The organism is Pedobacter polaris (assembly GCF_005116505.1).
GTDB lineage: Bacteria > Bacteroidota > Bacteroidia > Sphingobacteriales > Sphingobacteriaceae > Pedobacter > Pedobacter polaris.
In genome coordinates this window covers 806,478-829,276 of record NZ_SWBR01000001.1, presented here as the reverse complement: position 1 = coordinate 829,276, position 22,799 = coordinate 806,478, and the positions used below count along the sequence as shown (strand labels likewise).

19 protein-coding genes are annotated in these 22,799 nt (G+C 34.0%); 11 read left to right on the top strand and 8 right to left on the bottom strand.

Annotation, left to right across the window (positions count from 1 at the left end; translation table 11 throughout):
• Positions 1–36: 36 nt before the first annotated feature.
• On the bottom strand, positions 37–2,523 hold the full coding sequence (locus FA048_RS03720) for a M14 metallopeptidase family protein (RefSeq protein WP_136838862.1): 2,487 nt from the start codon (positions 2,521–2,523) through the stop codon (positions 37–39).
• A gap of 93 nt (positions 2,524–2,616) precedes the next feature.
• Here FA048_RS03720 and FA048_RS03715 point away from each other — a divergent pair, with 93 nt between their 5' ends.
• A complete protein-coding gene (locus FA048_RS03715) occupies positions 2,617–3,918 on the top strand; it encodes a UDP-N-acetylmuramoyl-tripeptide--D-alanyl-D-alanine ligase (RefSeq protein ID WP_136838861.1) in 1,302 nt (433 codons plus the stop codon).
• A gap of 56 nt (positions 3,919–3,974) precedes the next feature.
• Here the strand turns inward: FA048_RS03715 and FA048_RS03710 are convergent, their stop codons facing one another.
• The 4 genes from FA048_RS03710 to FA048_RS03695 all read right to left on the bottom strand — a co-directional run bounded on the left by FA048_RS03710 (position 3,975) and on the right by FA048_RS03695 (position 8,340).
• Entirely contained in the window at positions 3,975–5,162 is a 1,188-nt protein-coding gene (locus FA048_RS03710) for a thioredoxin family protein (RefSeq protein ID WP_136838860.1), read from the bottom strand.
• Positions 5,163–5,241: 79 nt separating this feature from the next.
• A complete protein-coding gene (locus tag FA048_RS03705; protein WP_136838859.1) occupies positions 5,242–5,715 on the bottom strand; it encodes a gliding motility lipoprotein GldH in 474 nt (157 codons plus the stop codon).
• Between the two features lie 23 nt (positions 5,716–5,738).
• Positions 5,739–7,190, bottom strand: a complete 1,452-nt coding sequence (locus FA048_RS03700; protein ID WP_136838858.1) for a PSP1 domain-containing protein — start codon at positions 7,188–7,190, stop codon at positions 5,739–5,741.
• 1 nt (position 7,191) lies between these two features.
• On the bottom strand, positions 7,192–8,340 hold the full coding sequence (locus FA048_RS03695; protein ID WP_136838857.1) for a DNA polymerase III subunit: 1,149 nt from the start codon (positions 8,338–8,340) through the stop codon (positions 7,192–7,194).
• A gap of 134 nt (positions 8,341–8,474) precedes the next feature.
• Between FA048_RS03695 and FA048_RS03690 the strand changes: the two genes are divergently transcribed.
• The 10 genes from FA048_RS03690 to FA048_RS03645 all read left to right on the top strand — a co-directional run bounded on the left by FA048_RS03690 (position 8,475) and on the right by FA048_RS03645 (position 17,023).
• Positions 8,475–8,906, top strand: a complete 432-nt coding sequence (locus FA048_RS03690; protein ID WP_136838856.1) for a MarR family winged helix-turn-helix transcriptional regulator — start codon at positions 8,475–8,477, stop codon at positions 8,904–8,906.
• A gap of 40 nt (positions 8,907–8,946) precedes the next feature.
• Positions 8,947–11,367 (top strand): outer membrane beta-barrel family protein, encoded by a 2,421-nt coding sequence (locus FA048_RS03685; RefSeq protein WP_136838855.1) that lies wholly within the window; start codon positions 8,947–8,949, stop codon positions 11,365–11,367.
• Positions 11,368–11,508: 141 nt separating this feature from the next.
• Complete coding sequence (locus tag FA048_RS03680; RefSeq protein WP_136838854.1) at positions 11,509–11,976, top strand: hypothetical protein; 468 nt, start codon at positions 11,509–11,511, stop codon at positions 11,974–11,976.
• Positions 11,977–12,182: 206 nt separating this feature from the next.
• Positions 12,183–12,599 carry a Holliday junction resolvase RuvX gene (gene ruvX, locus FA048_RS03675; RefSeq protein WP_136838853.1) on the top strand — a complete coding sequence of 139 codons (417 nt, stop codon included), beginning with the start codon at positions 12,183–12,185 and terminating at the stop codon, positions 12,597–12,599.
• A gap of 5 nt (positions 12,600–12,604) precedes the next feature.
• Positions 12,605–13,237: an O-methyltransferase gene (locus FA048_RS03670; RefSeq protein WP_136838852.1), complete on the top strand. Its 633-nt coding sequence runs from the start codon at positions 12,605–12,607 to the stop codon at positions 13,235–13,237.
• Positions 13,238–13,309: 72 nt separating this feature from the next.
• The gene (locus tag FA048_RS03665) at positions 13,310–14,014 is read left to right on the top strand and encodes a glucosaminidase domain and LysM peptidoglycan-binding domain-containing protein (RefSeq protein ID WP_136838851.1); all 705 of its coding nucleotides are present in this window, start codon (positions 13,310–13,312) and stop codon (positions 14,012–14,014) included.
• The gene (locus tag FA048_RS03660) at positions 14,011–14,862 is read left to right on the top strand and encodes a glucosaminidase domain-containing protein (RefSeq protein WP_136838850.1); all 852 of its coding nucleotides are present in this window, start codon (positions 14,011–14,013) and stop codon (positions 14,860–14,862) included. The genes FA048_RS03665 and FA048_RS03660 overlap by 4 nt, the downstream gene beginning before the upstream one ends.
• Before the next feature lie 50 nt (positions 14,863–14,912).
• The gene (locus FA048_RS03655) at positions 14,913–15,680 is read left to right on the top strand and encodes a peptidase associated/transthyretin-like domain-containing protein (protein ID WP_136838849.1); all 768 of its coding nucleotides are present in this window, start codon (positions 14,913–14,915) and stop codon (positions 15,678–15,680) included.
• Entirely contained in the window at positions 15,677–16,006 is a 330-nt protein-coding gene (locus FA048_RS03650) for a hypothetical protein (protein WP_136838848.1), read from the top strand. The genes FA048_RS03655 and FA048_RS03650 overlap by 4 nt, the downstream gene beginning before the upstream one ends.
• 24 nt (positions 16,007–16,030) lie before the next feature.
• Positions 16,031–17,023 (top strand): DUF3078 domain-containing protein, encoded by a 993-nt coding sequence (locus FA048_RS03645; protein WP_136838847.1) that lies wholly within the window; start codon positions 16,031–16,033, stop codon positions 17,021–17,023.
• 419 nt (positions 17,024–17,442) lie between these two features.
• On the opposite strand, the gene FA048_RS03640 is transcribed toward FA048_RS03645, so the two are convergent.
• The 3 genes from FA048_RS03640 to FA048_RS03630 form a co-directional block, all read right to left on the bottom strand.
• Complete coding sequence (locus FA048_RS03640; RefSeq protein ID WP_136838846.1) at positions 17,443–19,869, bottom strand: DUF5916 domain-containing protein; 2,427 nt, start codon at positions 19,867–19,869, stop codon at positions 17,443–17,445.
• Positions 19,870–20,033: 164 nt separating this feature from the next.
• Positions 20,034–22,112: a M56 family metallopeptidase gene (locus tag FA048_RS03635; protein WP_225872466.1), complete on the bottom strand. Its 2,079-nt coding sequence runs from the start codon at positions 22,110–22,112 to the stop codon at positions 20,034–20,036.
• Positions 22,109–22,471: a BlaI/MecI/CopY family transcriptional regulator gene (locus FA048_RS03630; RefSeq protein ID WP_136838845.1), complete on the bottom strand. Its 363-nt coding sequence runs from the start codon at positions 22,469–22,471 to the stop codon at positions 22,109–22,111. The genes FA048_RS03635 and FA048_RS03630 overlap by 4 nt, the downstream gene beginning before the upstream one ends.
• Between the last annotated feature and the right edge of the window lie 328 nt (positions 22,472–22,799).

Sequence of the window (22,799 nt, the reverse complement as noted above, 5' to 3'; positions counted from 1 at the left end):
GAAAAATAGCGTTTAAAAAAGCCGAAACTTAAGCCGTTAATTCACTAAAAAAAGTGCGTTCGTAAACATTTGTTTTCCATTCTCCCAGAAAGAACGGAACAAGACATCTGTACCCAAATAAATAATGCTTCCTTTACCAGATTGTTGAACACCGTATAGCAAACCTGTTGCTAGTTTTTTCTTTACTTTTTCTCCGGCAATACCAGCTACGTAACTATTTGCCTTTAAAGTACCTACATTCCATCCATCCTCTAGTAGTTCGTAAATTTTTTCATCCGTTTTTAGGGTATAGTAAAATTTGCCTAAACCTAATGCTAATGGATGGCTTTGGTCTAAAGAAACTCTATAGATAGCTCCAGGGATTGAGTTTTGCAAATCGTCTTTATCCTTTTCAGCATACTTACGGTCATTGATTTCTTTTTCATCTTTTTTAGGGTATTCCTTTTTCTTAATATCAAAAGGTTTTTTACCGATCATAGCTCCTATTGCATCCTCCATTAAAATTAATTTCCCTCCCAAATTGATCCAACTTGTCAATTGTTCTGCTAATTTATCGTTATAAGAACCGTCAGGTAATATCAATACATTTACCTTGTTAATATCTAGATAAGCAGCGCTTTGGGCACTTATCATTGTTACCGGATAATTTAATTCTTGTTCGAAGAAATGCCAAATTTCACCTACTCCTTGTGATGAAACTTCTTGACCAGTAACCACCGCGATTTTTGGGGCTGTTAATAGCCTATATACAGATGAGCCAAAGTCTTTGCCTTTTTCTACATAGCCACTTGCAATAGGATATAATGAAACGTTAAAATTCTTAGTAACATCTGCCATTACTCTATTAAAATCTCTATTGTTTCTTTCGTTTTCTGTTCTATAGATTAGCAATGAGCCAGCAGGATAAATTTTTGCACCTATTGTGAAACCTTCTTCCGCTATTCGAACCTTAACTTTTTCCTTTTGCAATGCAACTAGCATTTGCGCATCTAACATCGAATTCCATGACATTACCCAAGCATAGGGTTTGTTTATTACTGGCACTACTTCTTTCTTCTCTTCAATGAAAGAAAAACTACCCGACACTGCTTCCTTAACGGCATAGGCATTTAAACCATAGGCATAAGGTAAAGACCAAGCTGTAATGTCATAAGTATTAGAATCTGTAACAAAGGTTTGTGGCTCAAATAATACGTTAGCCAAAGTTGCATGTGGCTGCTGCAGATTTACAATTAGGTCATTTCTTTCTACCTTAAAACTTTCTTGCTTTTGTGTTTCGTAATTGTAGCCATTTAAAGTTCTATCGGCACCAAAAGCGAAAGCAATATTGTTCTTTTTTAACAATTCGGCCATTTTACGTAACCGTGAAATATGTTGTGCCTTTACAATATAAGTTTTATACAGACCAGGTGGATTGGCTACACTTTGCTCAAAGTATTTTTTAAACTCTGATAGTAGTTTTTCTGAATGTGTAGCTACCGTTTCTATGGTTGCCATAGAGGTTGCAAAGTGATGGTCTATTCTATCTTTTAAAGTTAGCGTATCTCCATCTATCGTAATTACAGCAAGGCCGGCTCTAATCCCTCCTTGCTCATAAGTCATTCCAATTGCACCATTGTAAAGTGGATAGGTGTCTCCATAAGATGGATAAAGCAAATCAAATCTTTCTTTGGTAAAATATTGCCACCCATTTTCATCAAAATATTTGGCGTTATTTTTCCCTACAGTTACTTGAAATTCTCTTTGCCACGGTGTAATATCCTGATGAACTGGTTCTGCTGCCGGTGCAAAATAATAAGGTTCATTGTAACTTTGCTCATGAAAATCTACATGAACTTGTGGCATCCATTTATGGTAAACAATTAATCGTTGTTGTGTTTCTATCTGTGTTTGCCAAGCCCAATCTCTATTTAAATCGTAGTAGTAGTGATTTGGTCTACCTCCCGGCCAAGGTTCACTATGTTCGCGAGCAGATGGGTCTGGATTTGGAACTTTTCCGCTTACCATGTTAAAGTTGTTTACATATCTATCCCTACCATCCGGATTTAGGCATGGATCTATAATCACAACTGTGTTTTTTAACCATGCTTTGGTGTTGCTGTCTTTTGCTTGAGCCAAAGTATATAAAACCTTCATGGCTGTTTCTGTTGAGTTAGCTTCATTGCCATGCACATTATAACTTAACCATAAAATTGCTGGCTGTTTGCTCATCCTTACAGCATTTTTCTCTGCATTGGCTAAACTTATATTGTTGGTTCTAATCTGCTCTAGCTTATCTATATTTTCTTTGTCAGAAACTATAGCAAGCAACAGCTCTCTCCCCTCGTATGTTTTTCCGTAAACCTGTAATTGAATATTTTTATTGGTTGATGCTACTTTTTTAAAATAATCTACTACCTTTTGGTGTGGTGTAAAACGACTGCCTAAAGGGTAACCTAAAAATTCATCTGGCGATGGGGCTTGCGCAAATACAGTACTAGTGGCAAAACTTAAAAACAGAAGGGAAAGCAGGTAATTCTTCATACAGGATTGAATATTTATCAATAATACTAAAAAGAATAGTTGTATTTGTCTTTGCATTTGTAATTTTACGATGAATATTATCCGCTTTGTGCAATGACAACAATAGAACAGCTTTACCAACATTTTTTAAAATATCCTGTAATTTGTACTGATACAAGAACCATTACTGAAGGCTGTTTATTTTTTGCACTTAAAGGAGAGCATTTCGACGCCAATACATTCGCAGATAAAGCGATAACTCAGGGTGCAGCTTTTGCAATTATAGACAATGAAGTGTTCGCGAAAAACTCAAATTGTATTTTAGTTCCAGATGTGTTAAGTGCTTTGCAAGATTTGGCAAAACACCATAGGGTACAGTTAAACATTCCGGTTATTGGCTTAACAGGAAGCAATGGTAAAACCACTACAAAAGAATTAATTAGAGCTGTACTTGCAGAGCAATTTAAAACTTTTGCTACCAAAGGGAATTTAAATAACCACATTGGGGTTCCTTTATCTATTCTTTCTATACAGAGTGATGTAGAAATTGCTGTAATTGAAATGGGAGCTAATCACCAAAAAGAGATTGAATTTTTATGTGAGATTGCCCAACCAACTCACGGTTTAATTACCAATGTTGGCATGGCACACCTAGATGGATTTGGTGGATTTGAAGGTGTTAAAAAAGGCAAGGCAGAATTATTTGCTTATTTAAAAGCGCACCATGGTTTTGCTTTTATCAACCGCAACAACCCTTATTTATTAGAAATGAGTGAGGCAGCGGATTTAAATAAAGTAGTTTATTATGGCACAGAAAAAGAAAATACCATTAGTGGAAAGTTAAAACACAGTGACCCATTAATTGAGTTTGAATGGGCAACACATGCAGCAACTTACCAAGCCAAGGCTAACTTAACTGGAACCTATAATTTCGAGAATATTTTAGCTGCTATTTGTATTGGTCATTTCTTTGAATTAACACCCTCACAAATTAACAATGGTTTAGCTAACTACTTTCCAACAAATAATCGTTCTCAATTAACCAAAACTGAGCGCAATACTGTAATCTGTGACTTTTATAATGCCAACCCGAGTAGCATGACCGCTGCATTAAATAATTTAAAAACCTTAAATGCAAAACATAAAACAGCCATAATTGGAGACATGTTTGAATTAGGTTCAGCAGCAGCAGAGCAGCATGAAATGGTAGCGAGACTTGCATCGAATCATCAGATTGATACATTAGTTTTTATAGGTAAAAGTTTCTATGCTTTTAAAGATGAATTTACTGGGCATTTTTTCCCTAGCCCAGTAGAGGCGAAAGCGCATCTACAAGCAAATCCAGTTAAAGATAGTTTGGTGCTTTTAAAAGGAAGTAGAGGGATGGCGCTTGAACAATTGCTACCTTTGCTTTAAACAAAAAATGTTTAGCGAAACACCAACCATTTAAATTCATTAGCTAAAATAAAGGATTAGTTCATTCTTTCTATAGCAGTTTTAAGATCTGCTTTTACAGACTCAGGTGTATCTGCATTAGCTATCATTAAATTTGCTATCTCTTTAAACTTTACAAAGTCTTTGCCTTTTAAATAAATAATTGCTTTAACATAGTTTTTCATGTAAGCATTTTTAACGTTTTCTCCTATTAACTTTATAGCCTCAAACTTTTTTAAGGAAGCATCCAACTTACTTTCTTCTGCCAAAATTGGTGCTATATTCATCATCGCATTACAAGCCTGATCAAAAGTTACTTTATCTGGCACATTACTTAAAATTACATCTAGCGTAGCAACAGCATCATCTATTTTCTTTTCATTTATAGCGAATTGTACTTTGAAATAATTATAGACAAAAAATGCTTTTTCTGGAATGTACTTTTCAGCAAGTGTTTTTAAAACCTCAAAATCCATTTCTTCAGGATTAGTCTGTGCAGCATCAGATAAGGCATAACCTAATGTAAGAGACACTACTTTTTCTTCAACTTCATCTTTAGTGTAAAGTGTTGAGCTTACAATTTTAGCCTTGTTGTTGATTACATATGCTAAAGTCTTTTCATCTGGAAGCGTATTTACATATTCCATAACCAATTTAATTAGGTCATTATTAACCAATACATCTGCCTGCTTTGAAAGGTAATTGTTGCTTAAATCGTCAAAATCATCATCTTCAAAAGCGACTGCAGTTTCTGCAAATTTTAAAAATTGAGCGTTGGTTAGGTTTATAGCATTTTTCTTTAAAGTATAGTATTGTGAGTTAGGGTCTTTAGCTGCTTTACCTAGGGTCACAAAATCAGCCGCTTCATTATAACCAACACCCTTATGTAGCAATACTCCTTCTGGATTGATGAATAATAAATTTGGGTAGGCATTTACAAAATATCGTTCTGCCAACATCGGGCCTTCACCCTTTTCCATGTCGTATTTTACATTGATAAAATTTACATTGTAATAATCAGCAACCGCTTGATCTTTATAGGTTTCTGCATCCATTTTTTTGCAAGGACCACACCAAGTTGCATACCCGTCTAAGAAAATCATTTTATTTTCCTTTTTAGCTTTTTCTAGAACCGTACTCCACACTGGGTTTTCTAAGAATTTAATCTCTGAACTAGCACTTAGGCTTATAAATAGAAGGCAAACAGCCCAAATACATCTTTTCATTTTATAGTTCCTTATTTTCTGATTTGTATTGATTAAAGTACAGCTAGTCTATGTGATTCTAAATACCTAAAACTGGGTATTATTTTGATTCGCTTTTAGTTACGGTTATCCCTATATCACTTATGCCAATTAAAGGATTATCACGCATGTTTTGTTCTATTTCTATTTCATATTTACCTGGTTTCGCAAAGCGATAATCAGTTAATAACGAAAAATCGGAAGTATAAATATCTCCAGAGCCCTTTCCCAACCATTCCCCATCAGCTCGTGCCAATTTAAATTGATAACGAGTGGTTTTATTTAATCCATTTCCTTTAATGTGTGCCAGTACAAATAGGTTTGAATATCGATAATCTGCTGTATTGCGAAGCTTAAAATAGATATCATAAGCTTGGTTAACATCTTTAATTTCTATTGTTGCCTTCGCACTTTTAGCGTAAGTCCAACTGTTTGCCGCAACCGCTTCATTCGTATCAACCAAGTTGTCGTTAAAACAACCTGTAAGCATAAATACCATCGCCAATACTGGCAAAATGTACTTTAGTTTATTCATTTAAGCTATTAATAAGTCCTTTTTTAGGGGTTTGGGGTTTGATCAGTAGGTTTATTTTTATTGCGGTTTTTGTTTCTATTCCTGTTTTTGTTGTTGTTTCTTGGTGCTGTTTCTGTTGGTACTTGTTCAGCCCCTTCTACTACTGGTTTTTGAACTTGGGGATTAGCTTTTTGCTGACTAATAGGCTTATTGGGCTTTTGACCCTGTGGCTTTGGCGCATTTTGCTTTATCGGTTGGTTTGGTTTAGCTTGTTGGTTAGGGTTTGTAGCTTGTGGATTACGGTTTGGGTTACGATCATTTCTTTGGTTTGGATTGTTGTTTTTATTACCCGGATTACCACTTTTATTGCGGTTATTGTTATTACGGTTTTTAGACCTTTCATCCAAACGTGTTAAACTATCCTGACCAACCACATTTTCGTAATCGTGTACTTTTTCTATAATTGTAGTTGTTTTTAATTCAACCGCTTCATCTTTTAAGTTTACTGGTTTTTCACCTTTTTTATTCATTGCCATGATTTCTTTTACACGGTCAACTTTAAGCGGAATCCAATCTTCTTGATTAGCATAGCTAAACCACATTAGCTTTTTAAAGATGTCTGTTTTTTGATGGCGAGCCACACCTACTTCCGTTTGCAAAGATTCGATACGATCCGGAATATCTTTCAAAGCATCTAAATACGTATCTAATTCATAGTTTAAACAGCATTTTAACTTACCACATTGGCCAGCAAGTTTTAATGTATTTAAAGAAAGGTTTTGATATCTAGCCGCAGCAGTAGAAACTGTTTTGAAGTTAGTCAACCAAGTAGAGCAGCATAATTCGCGGCCACAAGAGCCAATACCGCCTAAACGACCAGCTTCTTGGCGCATTCCTATTTGACGCATTTCAATTCTGATACGAAATGTCTCCGCCATTTTTTTTATCAGCTCTCTAAAATCTACTCTACCTTCTGCAGTATAAAAAAATGTTGCTTTAGTTTTATCACCTTGATAATCTACATCACTAATTTTCATAGATAAACGTAAATCTAGCGCTAAAGTACGGGCCTTATGCATGGTTTCCCATTCCATATCTTTAGCCAATTTCCATTTATCTACATCAGCTTCTGTAGCCTTACGGTATATTTTGCGGGTAACTTGATCTAATGGAGTTTTTCGGCGTTTCATCTGCATACGCACCAATTCACCTGTTAAGGAAACATGTCCGATGTCATATCCGCCAGTTGCGCCTTCTACAGCAACAAGTTCTCCTATTTCAAGATAAATGTTATCGTTATTTAAAAAGAATTCTTTTCTAGCGCCTTTAAATTTTACTTCAACAACTTGAAAAGGTATATAATTGGAAGGCATATCCAAATTTGATAGCCAATCGTGAACTTCCATTTTTTGGCATCCTCCAGTAAGGCATGAACCATTACTTTTGCAGCCAGAGGGGGCACAACCGCCTCCTGTTGAACAACTTCCACATCCCATATTAATTGTATATATATTGAGTCCCTTTAGGGAGCGATTTAAACTTAATTATTTTAACTAATTGTAAAGATACATCTAAAAACAGAATTTTAGGATTCGCATTGCGTTCTATGTGGTAATGCGCTTGCTCCAATTCATTAATTAGTGCTTCTACCATTGCTAAATTTAATACATGCGTTGTTAATTTTACCGCTACCTCTAGTGTTTGATGTGGTAATTTCACCAAATCATCAGCCCCGCTTAATAATAAGCTACATTCACGTAAAAAATTAATCCCATATTTTAGGAAGTTCTTTTGATTTTCTCTTCCCCAGCTAGCAGCCGTATCTGTAAAAGCAATCATTGCCGGTACTTTATTTCCAAATCCCATCCGTAACCATTCTGCAAAATAACTGGCGTTGTTATTTGGGGTATCATTCAATAACGCCTTTGCCTCTATTAAGTTCCCATCGGCCAAAAAGCTATATTCAGTAGCCTGATTTTCTGATAACTGCGATTTATCAATTAAGTAATTTTCAATGTCAGTATCTGTTAATTTGGGTATTTTAACAATTTGGGTACGTGACAAAATAGTTGATAAAATTTGTTCTTGATTTTGGGCAACCAGAATAAACAAGGTATTTGCAGGTGGTTCTTCTATAATTTTTAGCAATGCATTCCCTTCCCTGTCTAAAAATTCTGGCAACCACATGATCAAAACTTTAGTGTCGGCTTCGAAAGCTTTATAACTTAATTTTTTGATGATGTCGTGACACTCAGCAATATTAATATTTGCCTGTTTATTCTCTGCACTAAGTTTTGAGCGCCAAATATCCAAATCGAAATAGGGATCTTCTAGCAGCATACTTCTCCATTCTTCGAGTACATCTACTGCAATTTTTACATCCTTTGAAGCAAAAAATGGATAAGAAAAATGTAAATCTGGATGGATATATTTTTCATATTTACGGCATGACGAACATCCGCCGCAACTATCTGTAGTTGTTCTATTTTGACAATTAATGTATTGAGCATAGGCAATTGCTAACGGCAAAGCACCACTTCCCTCTGCTGATAAAAACAATTGAGCATGACTAACCCGGTTTTCTACAACGGTTTGTATCAAATGTTCTTTTAAGCTTTCCTGACCTATAATCTCTTTAAACTGCATTGGTGCAAAATAAGAAATTGTTTGGAGAAAAGAATAAAGAGCAAGGAGTAAAGATTAAGGTAATAGAATTTTCACTTTGTAAAATATTAGTTGATATATCAATTATTGATTAGACATTTTTATTTTTGTATGGCATGGAAAAATTAAACGACACCTTACTTTACACTCTAGACAAGTGTTTTAGAACTTACAATCAGTTTTCGCAACGTAATGTGCGCAAAGCTGGGTATGACATTACGATAGATCAGTGGTTGATTTTAAAAAGCGTTGCCGAAAATCCAAGCATTACACAAAATGATATTAGTAAAATTGTTTTTAAGGATAACGCATCTATTACTCGAATTATTCAGCTCTTAGTAAACGCAGGTTATTTAAACCGAGCAGTTCATGCCTTAGATAGACGAAGAGTAAATTTAACTTTAACCGAAAGCGGCAAAAAAATTACCATTGATGTGAATGAGATCGCCAAACAGAACAGAGCTGCAGCTTTAAAAAACATTGATACTGAACAGGTAGCCCAAATGAAAACCCTATTACAGCAAATAATAAGTAATTGCCATGTTTGAAACATGCAAACACTAAGAAATATTTTTAACAAACACACAAATGAAACTTCTAATTAAATTCGTTTTTATAGCCGTTTGCTTTGCCAGCAATGGGGTTTTAAAAGCTCAAATCGCAAACTCAGATTTTAGTATTACCGTTTTAGACGATCAACAAAAACCCATTGAAAATGCAACTGTAGAATTACGCAAAGCCAATCAGCAAGCATTACTTAAAGCGGCGATTACAAATGTAAAAGGTGTAGCTTTTTTTCAAATTGGAGCAGCGGGAAAGTATACGGCAACGGTAATTGCAGTAGGCCATAACAACAAAACAACAGGATTCGAGAGCCCTATTGCAAAAACCCTAACAGTAAACTTAAATGCTACTACTAAAAACTTAAATGAAGTTACTGTTACTTCCCGAAAGCCCTTTGTGCAACGAACTAATGGCAAAACAGTAGTGAATGTTGATGCATCTATAACCAATGCCGGCACAACTGTTTTAGAAGTTTTAGAAAAATCTCCTGGGGTGATGGTTGATAAAAATGGTGGAATTAGTTTACAAGGCAAGGCTAGTGTTTTAGTAATGATTGATGATAAACCAACTTATTTATCAGGAACTGAATTAAATAACCTTTTGAGTAGTATGAGTTCTTCTCAAGTTAACCAAATTGAGCTGATTACAAGTCCTTCTGCAAAATATGATGCAAGTGGAAATGCAGGTATCATTAATATTAAAACCAAAAAGAACAAACAAGAAGGGTTTAATGGTAACTTTTTAACCAATGTTGGTCAAGGAAAATACATCAAGAACAACAACTCCTTAGTATTAAATTATAGAAAAGGAATGTTTAACACCTTCTTAAATTATGGTTTTAATTACAATAAAGGCTTCACCTCCATTTATGCCCTGCGTAAATATTTCGACAATTCGGGTGCTACTACTGCATCACTAGATCAACCATCTTATTTAGGAAACATTGGAAAAAATAACTCTTTAAAAACTGGATTAGATTTTTACGCATCAGAAAAAACAACTTTTGGTGTAACACTCTCTGGTGTTTTAGTAAAAAGAGATGGAAAAAGTGATGCTATTGCAACTTGGTTAAGCCCAACAAATGTGGTAGACTCCGCAATTTCTACTTATAGCACTTCCGATTTTAAATTAAAGAATGGTTCTGTAAACCTTTATGGTCGTCATAACATTAATAAAACACAAGATATTGGGTTTGATGTAGATTATTTAAAATATAGTGTAGATAATGATCAGGCCTTTAATAATATCCGTACAGGAACTGTATCTTATAACCAAGGGTCAAGGGGTCTTATCCCTTCAGAATTAGAAATATTTGCTGCCAAAGCAGATTATACCGCACAGTTGGGTAAAACAGCTAGGTTAGAAGTAGGGCTAAAATCATCTGTAATTAATACCGATAATACTGCAGCTTACAGCAAGTTTAACGGTACTGTTTGGCAGCCAGATTTATACAAAAGCAATCACTTTTTATACAAAGAAAATATCAACTCCGTTTATACGAGCATTGAGCAAAAGCTAAAAAAGATAAGTTATCAGGTTGGCATTCGTTATGAAAACACGCATTATAAAGCTAATCAATTAGGTAATGTCATTCAAGCTGGGAGCATTTTTAATAAAACTTATCAGGATTTTTTTCCATCTGGTTTTATATCATATGATGTTGATTCTTTAAACTCATTTTCATTAACTGCTGGCAGAAGAATTGATAGGCCAGCTTATCAAAAATTAAATCCTTTCGTTTTTATCATTAATAAATACACTTACCAGAGGGGAAATCCTGCATTTTTACCACAATATACTTACAATTTTGAGCTAAGCCACTCATACAAACAAATGCTTACAACTACCATTTCCTATAGCAATATCAAAAACTATTTCTCTCAATTATTCTTATCAGAAGGAAATGATATTTTAGTTTATACTGAAGGTAATGTTGGGCAAATGCATAACCTTGGTGCTTCAATTTCACTGCAAGTTTCACCTTTCAAATGGTGGTCTTTAATAGCGCAAAGCAATTTCAATTATAAAAGATTAAGTGGTTACCAAAATGTTGATTATAAATCTTCAATTAAGCAATTGCATACCAGTTTAAATAATCAGTTTAAAATTAGTACTACTTTAAATGGTGAAATTTCTGGTTTTTATACAACCAAAAACCGCAATGACTTGCAAGAATTATTATCACCAACCGGGCAATTATCAGCAGGCTTAGCTAAAACTGTTTTAAAAGGAAAAGGAACAATAAGATTAACAGGTCGTGACATCTTCTATACCCAATCTATGGAAGGCGTAACGGATTTTCCGGGAGCTAGTGAGTATTTCATTTTATGGAGGGATAGCCAAGTATTAAACGTTGGTTTTAGCTATCGCTTTGGCAAGCCACTTAAAGCGGCTAAACGCTCTACTGGTGGTGCTGGAGATGAAATTAACAGGGCTGGATCTTAGTCAGTTTTCAGTTGGTGACCAATCACTAATCCGTCATACCCAACTCGATTGGGTATCGTAATGCAAAAAATTAGTAATTTACACGCATTAAGATTTCCGTTTTCACGGGAATGACGATTTTAATCTAAACAGTTAATCTAAATGAAGGAAGAAAAATGGTTGCTTAGAAAGTCATCTGGTTCTAAATCGAAGTATAAAGTTAAAGGTGATTACTCCGATGATAGAGTTGCTGATTTGAATTTGTTAAATGAACTCCCCTTAAGGGAAAGTGTTAAAACTTCAAAATCATTTTTAGATACAGGACTGGTTAAAAAATGGTTGAACAACTATGTTGACCAAGATTTTGATTTTATTTATTCTGAATTTATAAAACGCATTCAGCCTAAATATTTAAATGAATACAAAGAATGTATCTTTTGGTATGCTGAACCAAGAGCAAATGTAAGTTTTGATGAAGAAGGGAATGTTTATGGCGCTTGGAACGGAAAACCTGTCAAGCTTCCTAATTCTCAATCTTCTACTTTTTATGTAGACCCAGCAACTAACTTGCTCAAAAGAATTCCCGAACATCAGTTTAAAAGGGAGAAAATTACTTATAAGGATTACTAGGCCTCTTTCATAACTCGTCATGCTCAGCTTGACTGGGCATCGTAATACATTTGTGCACCATATCTATGTGTGCTGATTATCCTTTTGTTGCATTTACAATTCCCGCTTAACGAGAATGACGGATTAAATAGTTAAGTTATGAAAAAGGCCTAATGATTAAACAGGCTAAAAAATCCTGTTTCGCTAAAAGTCTTATCTTTGGCGATATGGCTCGTATCCTTGCTTTTGATTATGGCACTAAACGCATCGGCGTTGCCGTTACAGATCCTTTACAAATTATTGCAACAGGCTTGGATACTGTGCATCCCAAAGACATTTTAGAATTCTTAAAAAAGTACTTGCTTACTGAGCAAGTTGAAGGTTTTGTAATCGGCGATCCGATACAGATGAATGGCACACCATCTGACTCTAAACAACATGCAAAAGGCTTTGCCACACTGTTAAAAAAGAATTTCCCTACTATACCTCAATATTGGATTGATGAACGATTTACCTCAAAATTGGCAGAGCGTACCATTATGGAAAGCGGCTTAAAAAAGAGTGATAGAAGAGATAAGGAAAGAGTAGATACCATTGCAGCCACTATAATTTTGCAATATTTTATGGAACAACACCGTTTATAAACACAATGATTAGCGAAGAATTACAAAACTTACTCTTAAAATACTGTGAACCTGAAGATAAATTGCTTCAGCAAATAGATAGAGAAACCCATCTTAAAGTTTTAATGCCCCGCATGTTAAGTGGGCATTATCAAGGCAGGGTTTTAAGTTTGTTAAGTAAAATGAACAACCCTAAAAGGATTTTAGAAATTGGGACTTTTACCGGTTATGCTACTTTGTGTTTAGCAGAAGGATTAACAAATGATGGGATCATTTACACACTAGATATTAATGCAGAACTAGAGGATATGGTTCGTGGTAATTTTGCAAAATCTGCATTAAATGATAAAATAAAATACATTATTGGTGATGCGCAACTCAGCTTAAAAACTTTAAATGAAGAGATTTTCGATATTGTTTTTATAGACGCTGACAAAAAAAACAATGGCACATATTATAATTTGATTTTCAACCAAGTAAGACCGGGTGGAATTATCATTGTAGATAATGTACTATGGAGTGGAAAAGTGTTGGATGATGCACAAGATAAAGACACCAAAAACATTAGTAATTTTAATGACCAAATTGCTGCAGATAAAAGAGTTGAGAAATTAATTTTACCAGTACGAGATGGGCTTTTTGTAATAAGAAAAAAATAATTCAATTGGCAATTATCAGTTAGTGGTTTTATTTGGTGCAAACCAGCAATTGAGCAATAAAACAATTTAACAATGAAAAAAACGATTACTTTATTCATTCTATTATTAACCTCTATTTTTGTTAAGGCACAATCTACCGAAGATTACATAGCAGAACATGTAAACCATGCACAAGAGCTGATGCGGGAACATGAAATACCTGCGAGCATCATTCTTGGAGTTGCTATACACGAATCAGCTGCAGGTAAAAGTAAAATTGCCCGTTATTTGAATAATCATTTTGGCGTTAAAGGCAGTAATAACAGTACAGAAATTCGCTCTGCTTATCGCGATTACCCTACAGTAGATTCTTCATACAATCACTTTGTTTCTTTTTTACATAGTAGGAGCTATTTCAATATCCTTTTTGAAAAATACGATCAATATGATTATAAAAACTGGGCAAGAGGAATTCAACGTGGTGGTTATGCGCATAGTCGTACTTGGTCTGCGCAAGTAATTGCTTTAATTAAAAAGTATGAACTTTATCAGTATGACGAAAGACCAGACGATTATATTGAGGTGGTTATTCCTGCTGTTGAATTAGAGAGAAAAGCTGTAGTAAATAGCCGAAAATCGAGATCATCTATTGTCAAGAAAACTTCTTTTTACACGATTAAAAAGGGCGACAATTTAAATAAAATAGCAGAACGAATTGGAACAACATCTGCAGCATTAATGAAAAAGAATAACTTAAAATCAGCTACGCTACAACCTGGACAAAAAATTAAATTATGAAAAACACTACGCTCGTTTTAGTTATTGCTGTTCTATTTTTAAGCGCTTGCAAATCAAGACAATATAGCCGCAATAATAAGCAAATTGAAAAGGCAGCAAACAAAGAAAATCCTAATTATACAACCTATACTACATTAACTTATATAGATGCTTTTAAAGCAGTGGCCATAGAAGAAATGAATAGTAATGGCATTCCCGCTAGTATTACTTTAGCTCAGGGCATTATAGAATCTGGTAGTGGTAGTAGTAGTTTGGCAAAGTATGCAAATAACCATTTTGGTATAAAATGTACAGCAGACTGGAAGGGGAAGGCCTATTATAAAGATGATGATCAAAATAATGACTGTTTTAGAGTTTATAAAGATGCCAGAGAATCATACAGAGACCATTCAGCATTTTTAAAACGCAAACGCTACAGTTTTCTATTTGAGTTAGATAAAAATGACTACAAAAATTGGGCAATCGGATTAAAAAGTGCTGGCTATGCAACCAATCCAAAATATGCAGACATGGTTATTGGGATTATAGAAAAATATAAGCTGAACCAATATGACTCGCCAGAATCTGAAAAAGAAAAAATTGCTCGTGAGGATAAGGTTTTTACAGAGATAAATGCGAATATCCCGGTAGAAAAGAAAAAATTTACCCCTGTAGATGTTGCACCAAAAGACCCACCAACCACAGCCGGAACTACAACGCCAACGGATAATTATTATACAGTTAAGCAGGGCGATACTTTATTTAAAATCTCTCAACTTTATAAACTAACAATTGATGAACTAAAGGCTTTAAACAAAATGATAGATAATAACATTAAAATTGGCCAAAAACTATTGGTAGTTAAATAATGTTAAGATAGCTAAGGTTTAATTACTTAAATTGTAGTTTTGCTTAACAAATGAAATTTTCGGCACTTCTATTATTTTTTATTTTCTGTTGCATACAGCTTTTTGCACAAAATAAACCTGTGCAGGGTTTTGTAATAGATAAAGATAATAAGTTGCGTTTGGCAAAAGTTTACATTTACAATCCTGCAACAGACGAAGGTTTGTATAACAACACTAAAGGCGAATTTACAATAAAGGCTAAAGTAGGAGATACTCTATTTGCTGCTTTGAGTAGTTACGGAATGGATACCGTTGTTTATAAGGGGCAAAGCGCCATCCTATTTCAGTTAAAATCTTTAGCTATTAACTTAAAAGAGGTTAAAATATTTGGCAAGCAACCAACTGCAGCAGAACAATATGCTAAAAAATTACAAGATTATAAATATGCCATTGATAAAGGCAGTTCAAAAGACTTATTGAACATAGGGCCAAGAGGTGTTGGTTTAGGAATTGATGCTATTTATAACCTGCTAAGTAAGTCTGGAAAAAATGCTCGCCACTTGCAAGCAATTTTAGAGAAAGATTACCACGAAGCAATTATAGATTATCGATTTAGACCAGATTATGTAAGAGCAATTGTTGCTGCTAATGATACAGAACTTAAAGATTTCATGCTGCAATACCGCCCAACATATCAGTTTGTTTTAACTGCATCAGATTATGCTTTTGTACAATTTGTAAAAAACAGTTATGCTTCTTACAAAAGAAACCCCAGCGCTTTTCGACTACCTAGCTTGCCAAGAGTAACTTTGCCAAATTTTAGTTATCAAAATCAATGAGATTTTGGTTTATCATATTGCCTAATCTATCAGTAAATGCGATGGCAATATTTCCATTCATCTTGCTAAAAGACAAGGCTCAAAAAAAAGATGCTGTTTTAATTAATCATGAGAGAATTCATTTAAAGCAACAGCTTGAACTGTTGATCATTCCCTTTTATTTTTTGTACCTGATTAACTATCTATTCAATCTTGTTAAGTACAAAAATCATCACAAAGCCTATTTTAATATCTCTTTTGAAAAGGAAGCATATTACTTCGAAAAAGACTTGACTTATCTTACCAATAGAACATGGTATAATTGGATAAATTTTTATTCCGCATAATTTTTGTTTTTATTTGCAATACAAATGAAAAATTTACTGCTTACCTTTTTTGTATTCATTGCGCTTACATTAAATCTTGCTGCCCAAGAGGTAGATACCATTCCGATTCCTACAAAAGATTTAGATATTAAGTTAAAACGTAGCCCACTTCCTTCTAGAATGGGAGTTTTACAATTTAAACCTGTTGATTTGAGCCCTGCTTTAGTAAACGCCAAAATAAATTACTGGAAAACTAAAACCTCTGTAGGTATTAATATTAATCAAGCTGCATTTAGCGACAATTGGAAAGGTGGTGGGGTAAATTCTTTGGCTATTGGTGGCTTGGTAAACTACAAGACAGAATATAGTAAAGAAAGTTATAGCTATGCAAGCGAAGTAATTTTGCAATACGGTAAGGTGAAAAATAAAAGTCAGTTGCAAAAGAAAACTACCGACCGAATTTATTGGGACAACAAAGCTGCTGTACAACTTTCTAAAAACTGGTATTTCTTTGGTTCCCTTAACTTCGAGTCTCAGTTTGATAAGGGTTTTTCTTATAGCAGAGATGCGCAAGGAAATGAACAAGAAAATCTGCTTTCCAAATTCATGTCACCTGGTTATTTAACAGAATCAATCGGTTTTGAGTATAAACCTAGCAAGTTTTTTTCTACACGAATTGGTACAGGTACGGCCCGTCAAACTTTTGTTTTAGATACCACACTTTATAAAACTAATCCGAAAAATTTTGGTGTTGAAGTTGGCAAAAAAATTAGAAACGAATTGGCATTTCAAATCGTTACCAACTTTGAAAAGGAAATATTTACTAATGTAACCTTAAAAACTAAGTACAATATGTTTATTCCCTACGATAACTTTGGACATATAGACCACAGGCTAGATGTTGGTGTAATTGCAAAGATTAATCGTTTCATGAATGTTTCTATAACAGGTGTTGGCCTGTATGATAGAGATACTGATTTGAAAATACAGGGTTCACAAACTTTAGCTTTAGGATTGGTCTTTGCATTTCCTAGATAACCCCCAACCCTAAAGAATATTAAATATTTACCTATGAACCTTAATTTAAAAGCTTTTCTACAAGGATTTTTCTTTTGCCTTTTCCTAACAATAGCCAGCTTAGTAATAAAAATTTATTGGGATAAGCAAATCATTCATTTAGACTGGATTTACTACTTAGGGCACTTCATTATTTGTGTTATCTGTGGTTTGGCTGTTGTATTTATTAAAAAGCAAAAGAGGAAAACGAAGTAACAATATTCAATATCTTCACTAATCAAAACCTGTACCTTTCTACACCTTAAATCTGCGGGCATCTGCCATAATATTCTTTACGCTGATTACACAGAACCTTTTAAGTTTCCACAAATTGCTGATTTTCACTGAAGCAATTTCAGAAATCATAATGTCAAATATTCCCAATGAACGAATGATACTAATTAACTCTTTTTCTTCACTAAATTCAAATAATCTATATAATACAATACTTTAATAGATAAGCTATTGTTTTGTGGTCCAGAAACTATATTGCTAAAATTTCTATTGTATCTTTTTGTTAAGAATTTCTCATTTGTTTCTGCTGCATTTTTATAAGTTATACTTAACTCGCTACCCGGTGCAAAAACCCAAGAATACACTAAATCTATATTAAATACATTATAATTTCTATCTACATTTTGCAAAGCAGGACCAGTATAAGAATCTAATCCGCCCGCATTATTTAAGCCAAAAAACTCTTTGTTTCTTCTATCAGACCAATAATGTCTAACTCCTAGCTGAATACCCATTCTGTTGCTGAAACTATATTTAGCATCCATTGTATTCTCTACCGTATTTCTGTCATATCTAGAAAACACCGATTGAGCCCCATTAAAACCAACCCAGTTCACAAAGTTATAGCTAGGACTAAAATTAAGGTCTAAGCCAAAAGCCAATCTATCACTTACTCTTAAATTTTGGAAAAAGTAAAAGTTGTAGTTTACACCATCAAATAGATTTAGCTTTCTTCTAGTAACATTTCCGCCAAAATTATACGCTTTTGCCCTATTTGGGTTAACAAATATTCCAACTCTGGAGCTTTCTGGAGCTTTATAAATTTGTCCATTCCTCGATTCATAAAAATCATTAGACTCTGCGATCCAATTTGCATTTAACTCTACAGACCATTGGTTTTTAAATTGAACCCATACTCCGGGAAAAATACCTAAACTTTGATAATCACCTGGCTTAAATCTTCTCGAATACTCTACTTCTGTCCATGCTTCAATTGAATTGTACCATTTACCTGGTTTATAAACGTTATAACCAAAATTTAAAGATTGATCAAAAAAGTTATTATTGGTATAAAAGCCCATATCAGATGGATCGAAACGAGTATCAGAAAACTCTTGCTCATACTTAAAGGTAAATGTTCCACTTTTCTTACCCAAGCTCAATTCATAACTGTAGCCATTTCTATTTTCCTTAACAGGATCTGCCGTAACGTAGCTCATTTTACCTGCGCCATCAATATAATAGGCATTCTTTTTATCATTAAAATTGAAAAGAGCTGCACTCACATTCGCATCATAAGCACTCCCTTGTCTTAGTACATTGGTATTAATTACACTTACCGAACTGTTATTTTTTAGGGTTTGATCTAGTACAATAATGTTATAGTTCGTTAAAGGTTGGCTAATAAATCTACTTCTATTGCCCGATTGATCTTCGACCTCAGTATACATTTTATTGGTAATGGCATTAAAAACACCTATACCTAATCCACCAGAAGTACGCCCAGAGATTTTTGTTGCATTTAATACTTTTCCTTCTTGCGGATCCTTAATTATTTTGTCGGTAGATTTTAAACCACTTTTATCAAAGTATGATGGAATAGATCCAATTCTTTTCGAGTAAAATAAATCTCCTTTGTTAAATAGCTCGGTTCCTTCAGTAAAAAACTGACGATTTTCATTAAATTTTACTTCAAAAGGGGTAAGGTTTAAAACCCTATAATCGCTTTGCACTTGACCAAAATCTGGTATCAACGTCATGTCTAGCGTAAAACTTTGGTTAATACCATATTTCACATCCATACCGCCATTTATAGTTGCCTGTGTATTTTTAACTCCGGGTGTATTGTAAGGATAATTAGTAACTAATGTAGATAGATAAGGAGAAAAAGACAATCGCAAAGGTGCTTTTATACTTTTAAAACCTTCTAAAACGCCGCTTTGGTTTATAAATCCATTCACTTTTGGATCAACGTAATTCCAAAAAGTTTGGCGATTTGTTCCTGTACGTTTACGCGTAATATTCATCCCCCAGTTCTGTATATCTTTGCTCGAAAAACGTAGCGCCGAATAAGGAATTTTCATTTCAGCTGTCCAACCTTTATCATCTAGCCTAACAATACTTTCCCAAACTGCATTCCAACTTGGATCTTCATCTCCAATTAATGAATATTTAGCATCAAACTGAACACCTGCTGCGGTAACAAAAAAACCATAGCCATTTACTCCATCTAAAAAAGTATCGAATACCACACCAATAAAATCAGCATTACCAATATTATCCCTTGCTACCAGCTCATGTACAACGCTATCTGGTTTATCATACATTCTTGCAGAAACATAGATAGCATAATCATCATATAAAAATTTTATTTCTGTTCTTCCCTCTTTTGTTTCTACACGACCAGGAACTGGTCTTAATTCTATGAAATCTGTAGCAATTGGAGCGCTATTCCAAACGGCATCATCTAAATAGCCATCTATTTTCGGACTTGTGGTTGTTCTTTGTGCAGCTAATTTCTTTTTTACAGGAGTTTGGGCAAAACTACTTGTTATGCAGAATGCAATAATTAGAGCGCTTAAAATTAGTTTCATTTGTATAGTTTGTTAGGGATAAGACTCCTATATGCAGTGGAATGTTGCACGAAGAGAAAAATATTTTTCTTGTTAAAATTCGGACAAAGCAATTCCATATAAAATACCGGTAGTTATTTTATGAGCAGTAGAGGCTTTTAATATTTCTGTTTATATAGAATGTGCTAGAACAACACTTTCTTTTCTACATATTTATTGATAGTGGTATAGTTATATCCTTTCTTTTGCAACTCTGAAATAAATTTTGGAGTGGTTCCTGTGGCTTTTGCACCCACAACGTCTTCAATAGTTAAGGATTTAAAACCAAGTTTTTTATACTCGTTGTAATCTGTTGCAGTTAAACCGAGGGCTTTCATGGCAGCAAATGATTCAGATGATAATTTTCCTAACCCAAGTACATCAAAGCTTTTACAATATTCTGGCGTAATACCTAAAGCTTTCATTGCCAATAGTTCATCATCTGAGAATTTAAAACCTGCTGCGTCAAATTCTTTTATATATGCTGGTGTAATGTTCATTGCCTTTTTAGCAATTGCCATTCCTAACTCTTCATCATCATCTTCATCATTGTACTCATTGGTTTTGTGATCTGTTCTGGTATTAATTTTTGGAGCTTTAGTTGCTTTTGCTACCGACCCAGCATTATCGCTTTCATTACTGGCATTTTTAGCTGCTTTTAAAAACGCTCCATCAATGCCTTGAGCCTTTAAAGTAATTAATTTACTTGCCGTAATATTGTTATAACCAGAACTTTTAATGTCTTTTATGAACGCAGCGTCTACATCTAAAGCTTTTAGAGGAATAATATTTTGCAGAGACAGATCATCTAATCCAGCATTTTTCAATGATGAAATGTATTCGCCAGTAACATTCATTGCACAAAGCGGAATTAAATCATTTTTTGAAACTTGAGTATAGCCTTGGTTTTTAAGCATTTTGATAAAGTCTCTTTTAAGTTTCACCATGTAAAAAACCATCCCATCTTTCTCTTTATTTGCTTTAATTCCTTCTTTTTCTAGAAAAGCAAAAAAGCTTTCATCAGCATTAAATTCATAGTTGCCCATTCCGGCATTGCCTTCAAACTTTCCTGTAAATTGGATTGTTCCAGCTTCTCTGGTTAATGAAAATGTTCCTTTTTCGGTAGTTGGCAGATTTTTAAATTCAGTTATTAAAAAATCATTATTGCTGTAGTTATTATTGCTTTCTTCGTCTTCGAAACGAATACTTATTTTATCTTTTTTTATGGTTGCAAACCAAGTTCCCTTATTGGAGACTTGCATAAATTTATTGTTGCTTTTTGCATTTGTTTTAGCTGATTTTCCAAAAGCGACAGGCTCGTTAAATAAAGAAACAAATACGAGCAATAGTGGAACAATACATAGATACTTCCATGTAGAGTTAATATTTGATTTTTTTGAGTTCATCATTAGTAATCTTTTTTTAAGAATAGATTGATTGTAATTTGTGGTTAAACTTGCTGGAAAGTTTGGTGCAGAAACCTTTACCAAACTCATTTGATAACTTGAAGGCTCAATGTTTGAGTGTTCTAGCAATTCATTATCAGTTAAAAATTCTAGGTTATCTTCCATTGCTTTTCGATAAAACCAAGCAAATGGATTAAACCATTGAAAGATTAATGCCAATTCTGCTAAAATGATATCGTAACTATGGCCTTGTTGGATATGTATTTTTTCATGGATGATGATTTGGCTGTAAGTATCCCAATCGTATTTATCTGGATTGATAAAAATATTGTTGGCAAATGAGCATGGCGCCTGCTCACCAGAAAGTTCAACAATTCTAAATCTTCCATCCTGAATAAATGGTCTAGAATAACTTTTGTACAATAAAATGCCAAGCTGAAATAAAAAATTAATGCCAAAAACTGCAACACCAAGCCAGTATGCCCAAACTACTACATCTAGTAGCGAAACATCTTTAAAAAATGATTCTTTTGGCGTTTGTGAAACCGTTGATTGAACTGTTTGGGTTGTTGCTGGTTTTACTGCCTGTTCTTTAGATTCAGATGGTGCATTAGCCTCAAATATTGATATCTCCGTATTTGCTTTTCTAAAAGACCATTGTTGTGGAACAGGAATTAAAGGCAAACTAAAAGATAGAAACAAACAGCCTAATAGAATAAATCTATTTAATGGAAAGAAGGTCTCTTTCTGCAACAATATTTTATAAAACAGGAAACATCCGGCTAAAATTAGTGCAACATTTAAGGCATAGAAAATCATGGCTTTTTAGTTTTAATAAGATTTACGATTTCTGTTAATTCTTCTTCAGATAGATTTTGTTCTTTTGCAAAAAAGGCTAACATGCGGGGATAAGAATTATCAAAATACTGACTTACCACATCTTTTAACGCATGCTTTTGGTATTCTTCTCTATTAACTAAAGCGAAGTAACAAAACATATTACCAACTACATCATGACCCAAAAACCCTTTTTCTTCTAGAATTTTCACCATAGTTGCAACACTATTGTAATGAGGCTTAGGCTCTGGCAGCATTGGAATAATATCTCTAATAAATGCTTTTTCTACATCCCAAAACGCTTGCATAATTTGCTCTTCTCTTTTTGCTAGTTTTATCATCTCCATAAATTATATAACGAATGTACTACTAATTAATTAATAACAATACTAATTGATTAGTAGATAAGTAACTTTTTTATTACATTATCAAAATGTAAGCTTTAGCCTGCTCTAAAGACTGTTTTTCGGGTGTTTAGTGTAAGATGGCTTTGCGTTAACGATTGAAGCGGCATCCTTTTTGGCTTTCAATAAATTCTATTTCAAAGAAATAGCCAAAAAGATATAGCGGAAAGCGTGTTAAAACGCCCAAAACAGTTCTCAATTTGCAGTTAACAGTTACTAAGTCATTATGGGCTTTTACCTTAAAAATTAATATCTTTGCAATTAA

Bases quoted from the DNA above. Each gene is read 5' to 3' on its own strand.
- FA048_RS03665 (WP_136838851.1), top strand. From the start codon at position 13,310: ATGAAAAAAACGATTACTTTATTCATTCTATTATTAACCTCTATTTTT.
- FA048_RS03710 (WP_136838860.1), bottom strand. From the start codon at position 5,162: ATGAAAAGATGTATTTGGGCTGTTTGCCTTCTATTTATAAGCCTAAGT.
- FA048_RS03700 (WP_136838858.1), bottom strand. From the start codon at position 7,190: ATGGGATGTGGAAGTTGTTCAACAGGAGGCGGTTGTGCCCCCTCTGGC.
- FA048_RS03720 (WP_136838862.1), bottom strand. From the start codon at position 2,523: ATGAAGAATTACCTGCTTTCCCTTCTGTTTTTAAGTTTTGCCACTAGT.
- FA048_RS03640 (WP_136838846.1), bottom strand. From the start codon at position 19,869: ATGAAACTAATTTTAAGCGCTCTAATTATTGCATTCTGCATAACAAGT.
- FA048_RS03715 (WP_136838861.1), top strand. From the start codon at position 2,617: ATGACAACAATAGAACAGCTTTACCAACATTTTTTAAAATATCCTGTA.
- FA048_RS03650 (WP_136838848.1), top strand. From the start codon at position 15,677: ATGAGATTTTGGTTTATCATATTGCCTAATCTATCAGTAAATGCGATG.
- FA048_RS03705 (WP_136838859.1), bottom strand. From the start codon at position 5,715: ATGAATAAACTAAAGTACATTTTGCCAGTATTGGCGATGGTATTTATG.
- FA048_RS03690 (WP_136838856.1), top strand. From the start codon at position 8,475: ATGGAAAAATTAAACGACACCTTACTTTACACTCTAGACAAGTGTTTT.
- FA048_RS03680 (WP_136838854.1), top strand. From the start codon at position 11,509: ATGAAGGAAGAAAAATGGTTGCTTAGAAAGTCATCTGGTTCTAAATCG.
- FA048_RS03635 (WP_225872466.1), bottom strand. From the start codon at position 22,112: ATGATTTTCTATGCCTTAAATGTTGCACTAATTTTAGCCGGATGTTTC.
- ruvX (WP_136838853.1), top strand. From the start codon at position 12,183: ATGGCTCGTATCCTTGCTTTTGATTATGGCACTAAACGCATCGGCGTT.
- FA048_RS03685 (WP_136838855.1), top strand. From the start codon at position 8,947: ATGAAACTTCTAATTAAATTCGTTTTTATAGCCGTTTGCTTTGCCAGC.
- FA048_RS03630 (WP_136838845.1), bottom strand. From the start codon at position 22,471: ATGATAAAACTAGCAAAAAGAGAAGAGCAAATTATGCAAGCGTTTTGG.
- FA048_RS03660 (WP_136838850.1), top strand. From the start codon at position 14,011: ATGAAAAACACTACGCTCGTTTTAGTTATTGCTGTTCTATTTTTAAGC.
- FA048_RS03670 (WP_136838852.1), top strand. From the start codon at position 12,605: ATGATTAGCGAAGAATTACAAAACTTACTCTTAAAATACTGTGAACCT.
- FA048_RS03695 (WP_136838857.1), bottom strand. From the start codon at position 8,340: ATGCAGTTTAAAGAGATTATAGGTCAGGAAAGCTTAAAAGAACATTTG.
- FA048_RS03645 (WP_136838847.1), top strand. From the start codon at position 16,031: ATGAAAAATTTACTGCTTACCTTTTTTGTATTCATTGCGCTTACATTA.
- FA048_RS03655 (WP_136838849.1), top strand. From the start codon at position 14,913: ATGAAATTTTCGGCACTTCTATTATTTTTTATTTTCTGTTGCATACAG.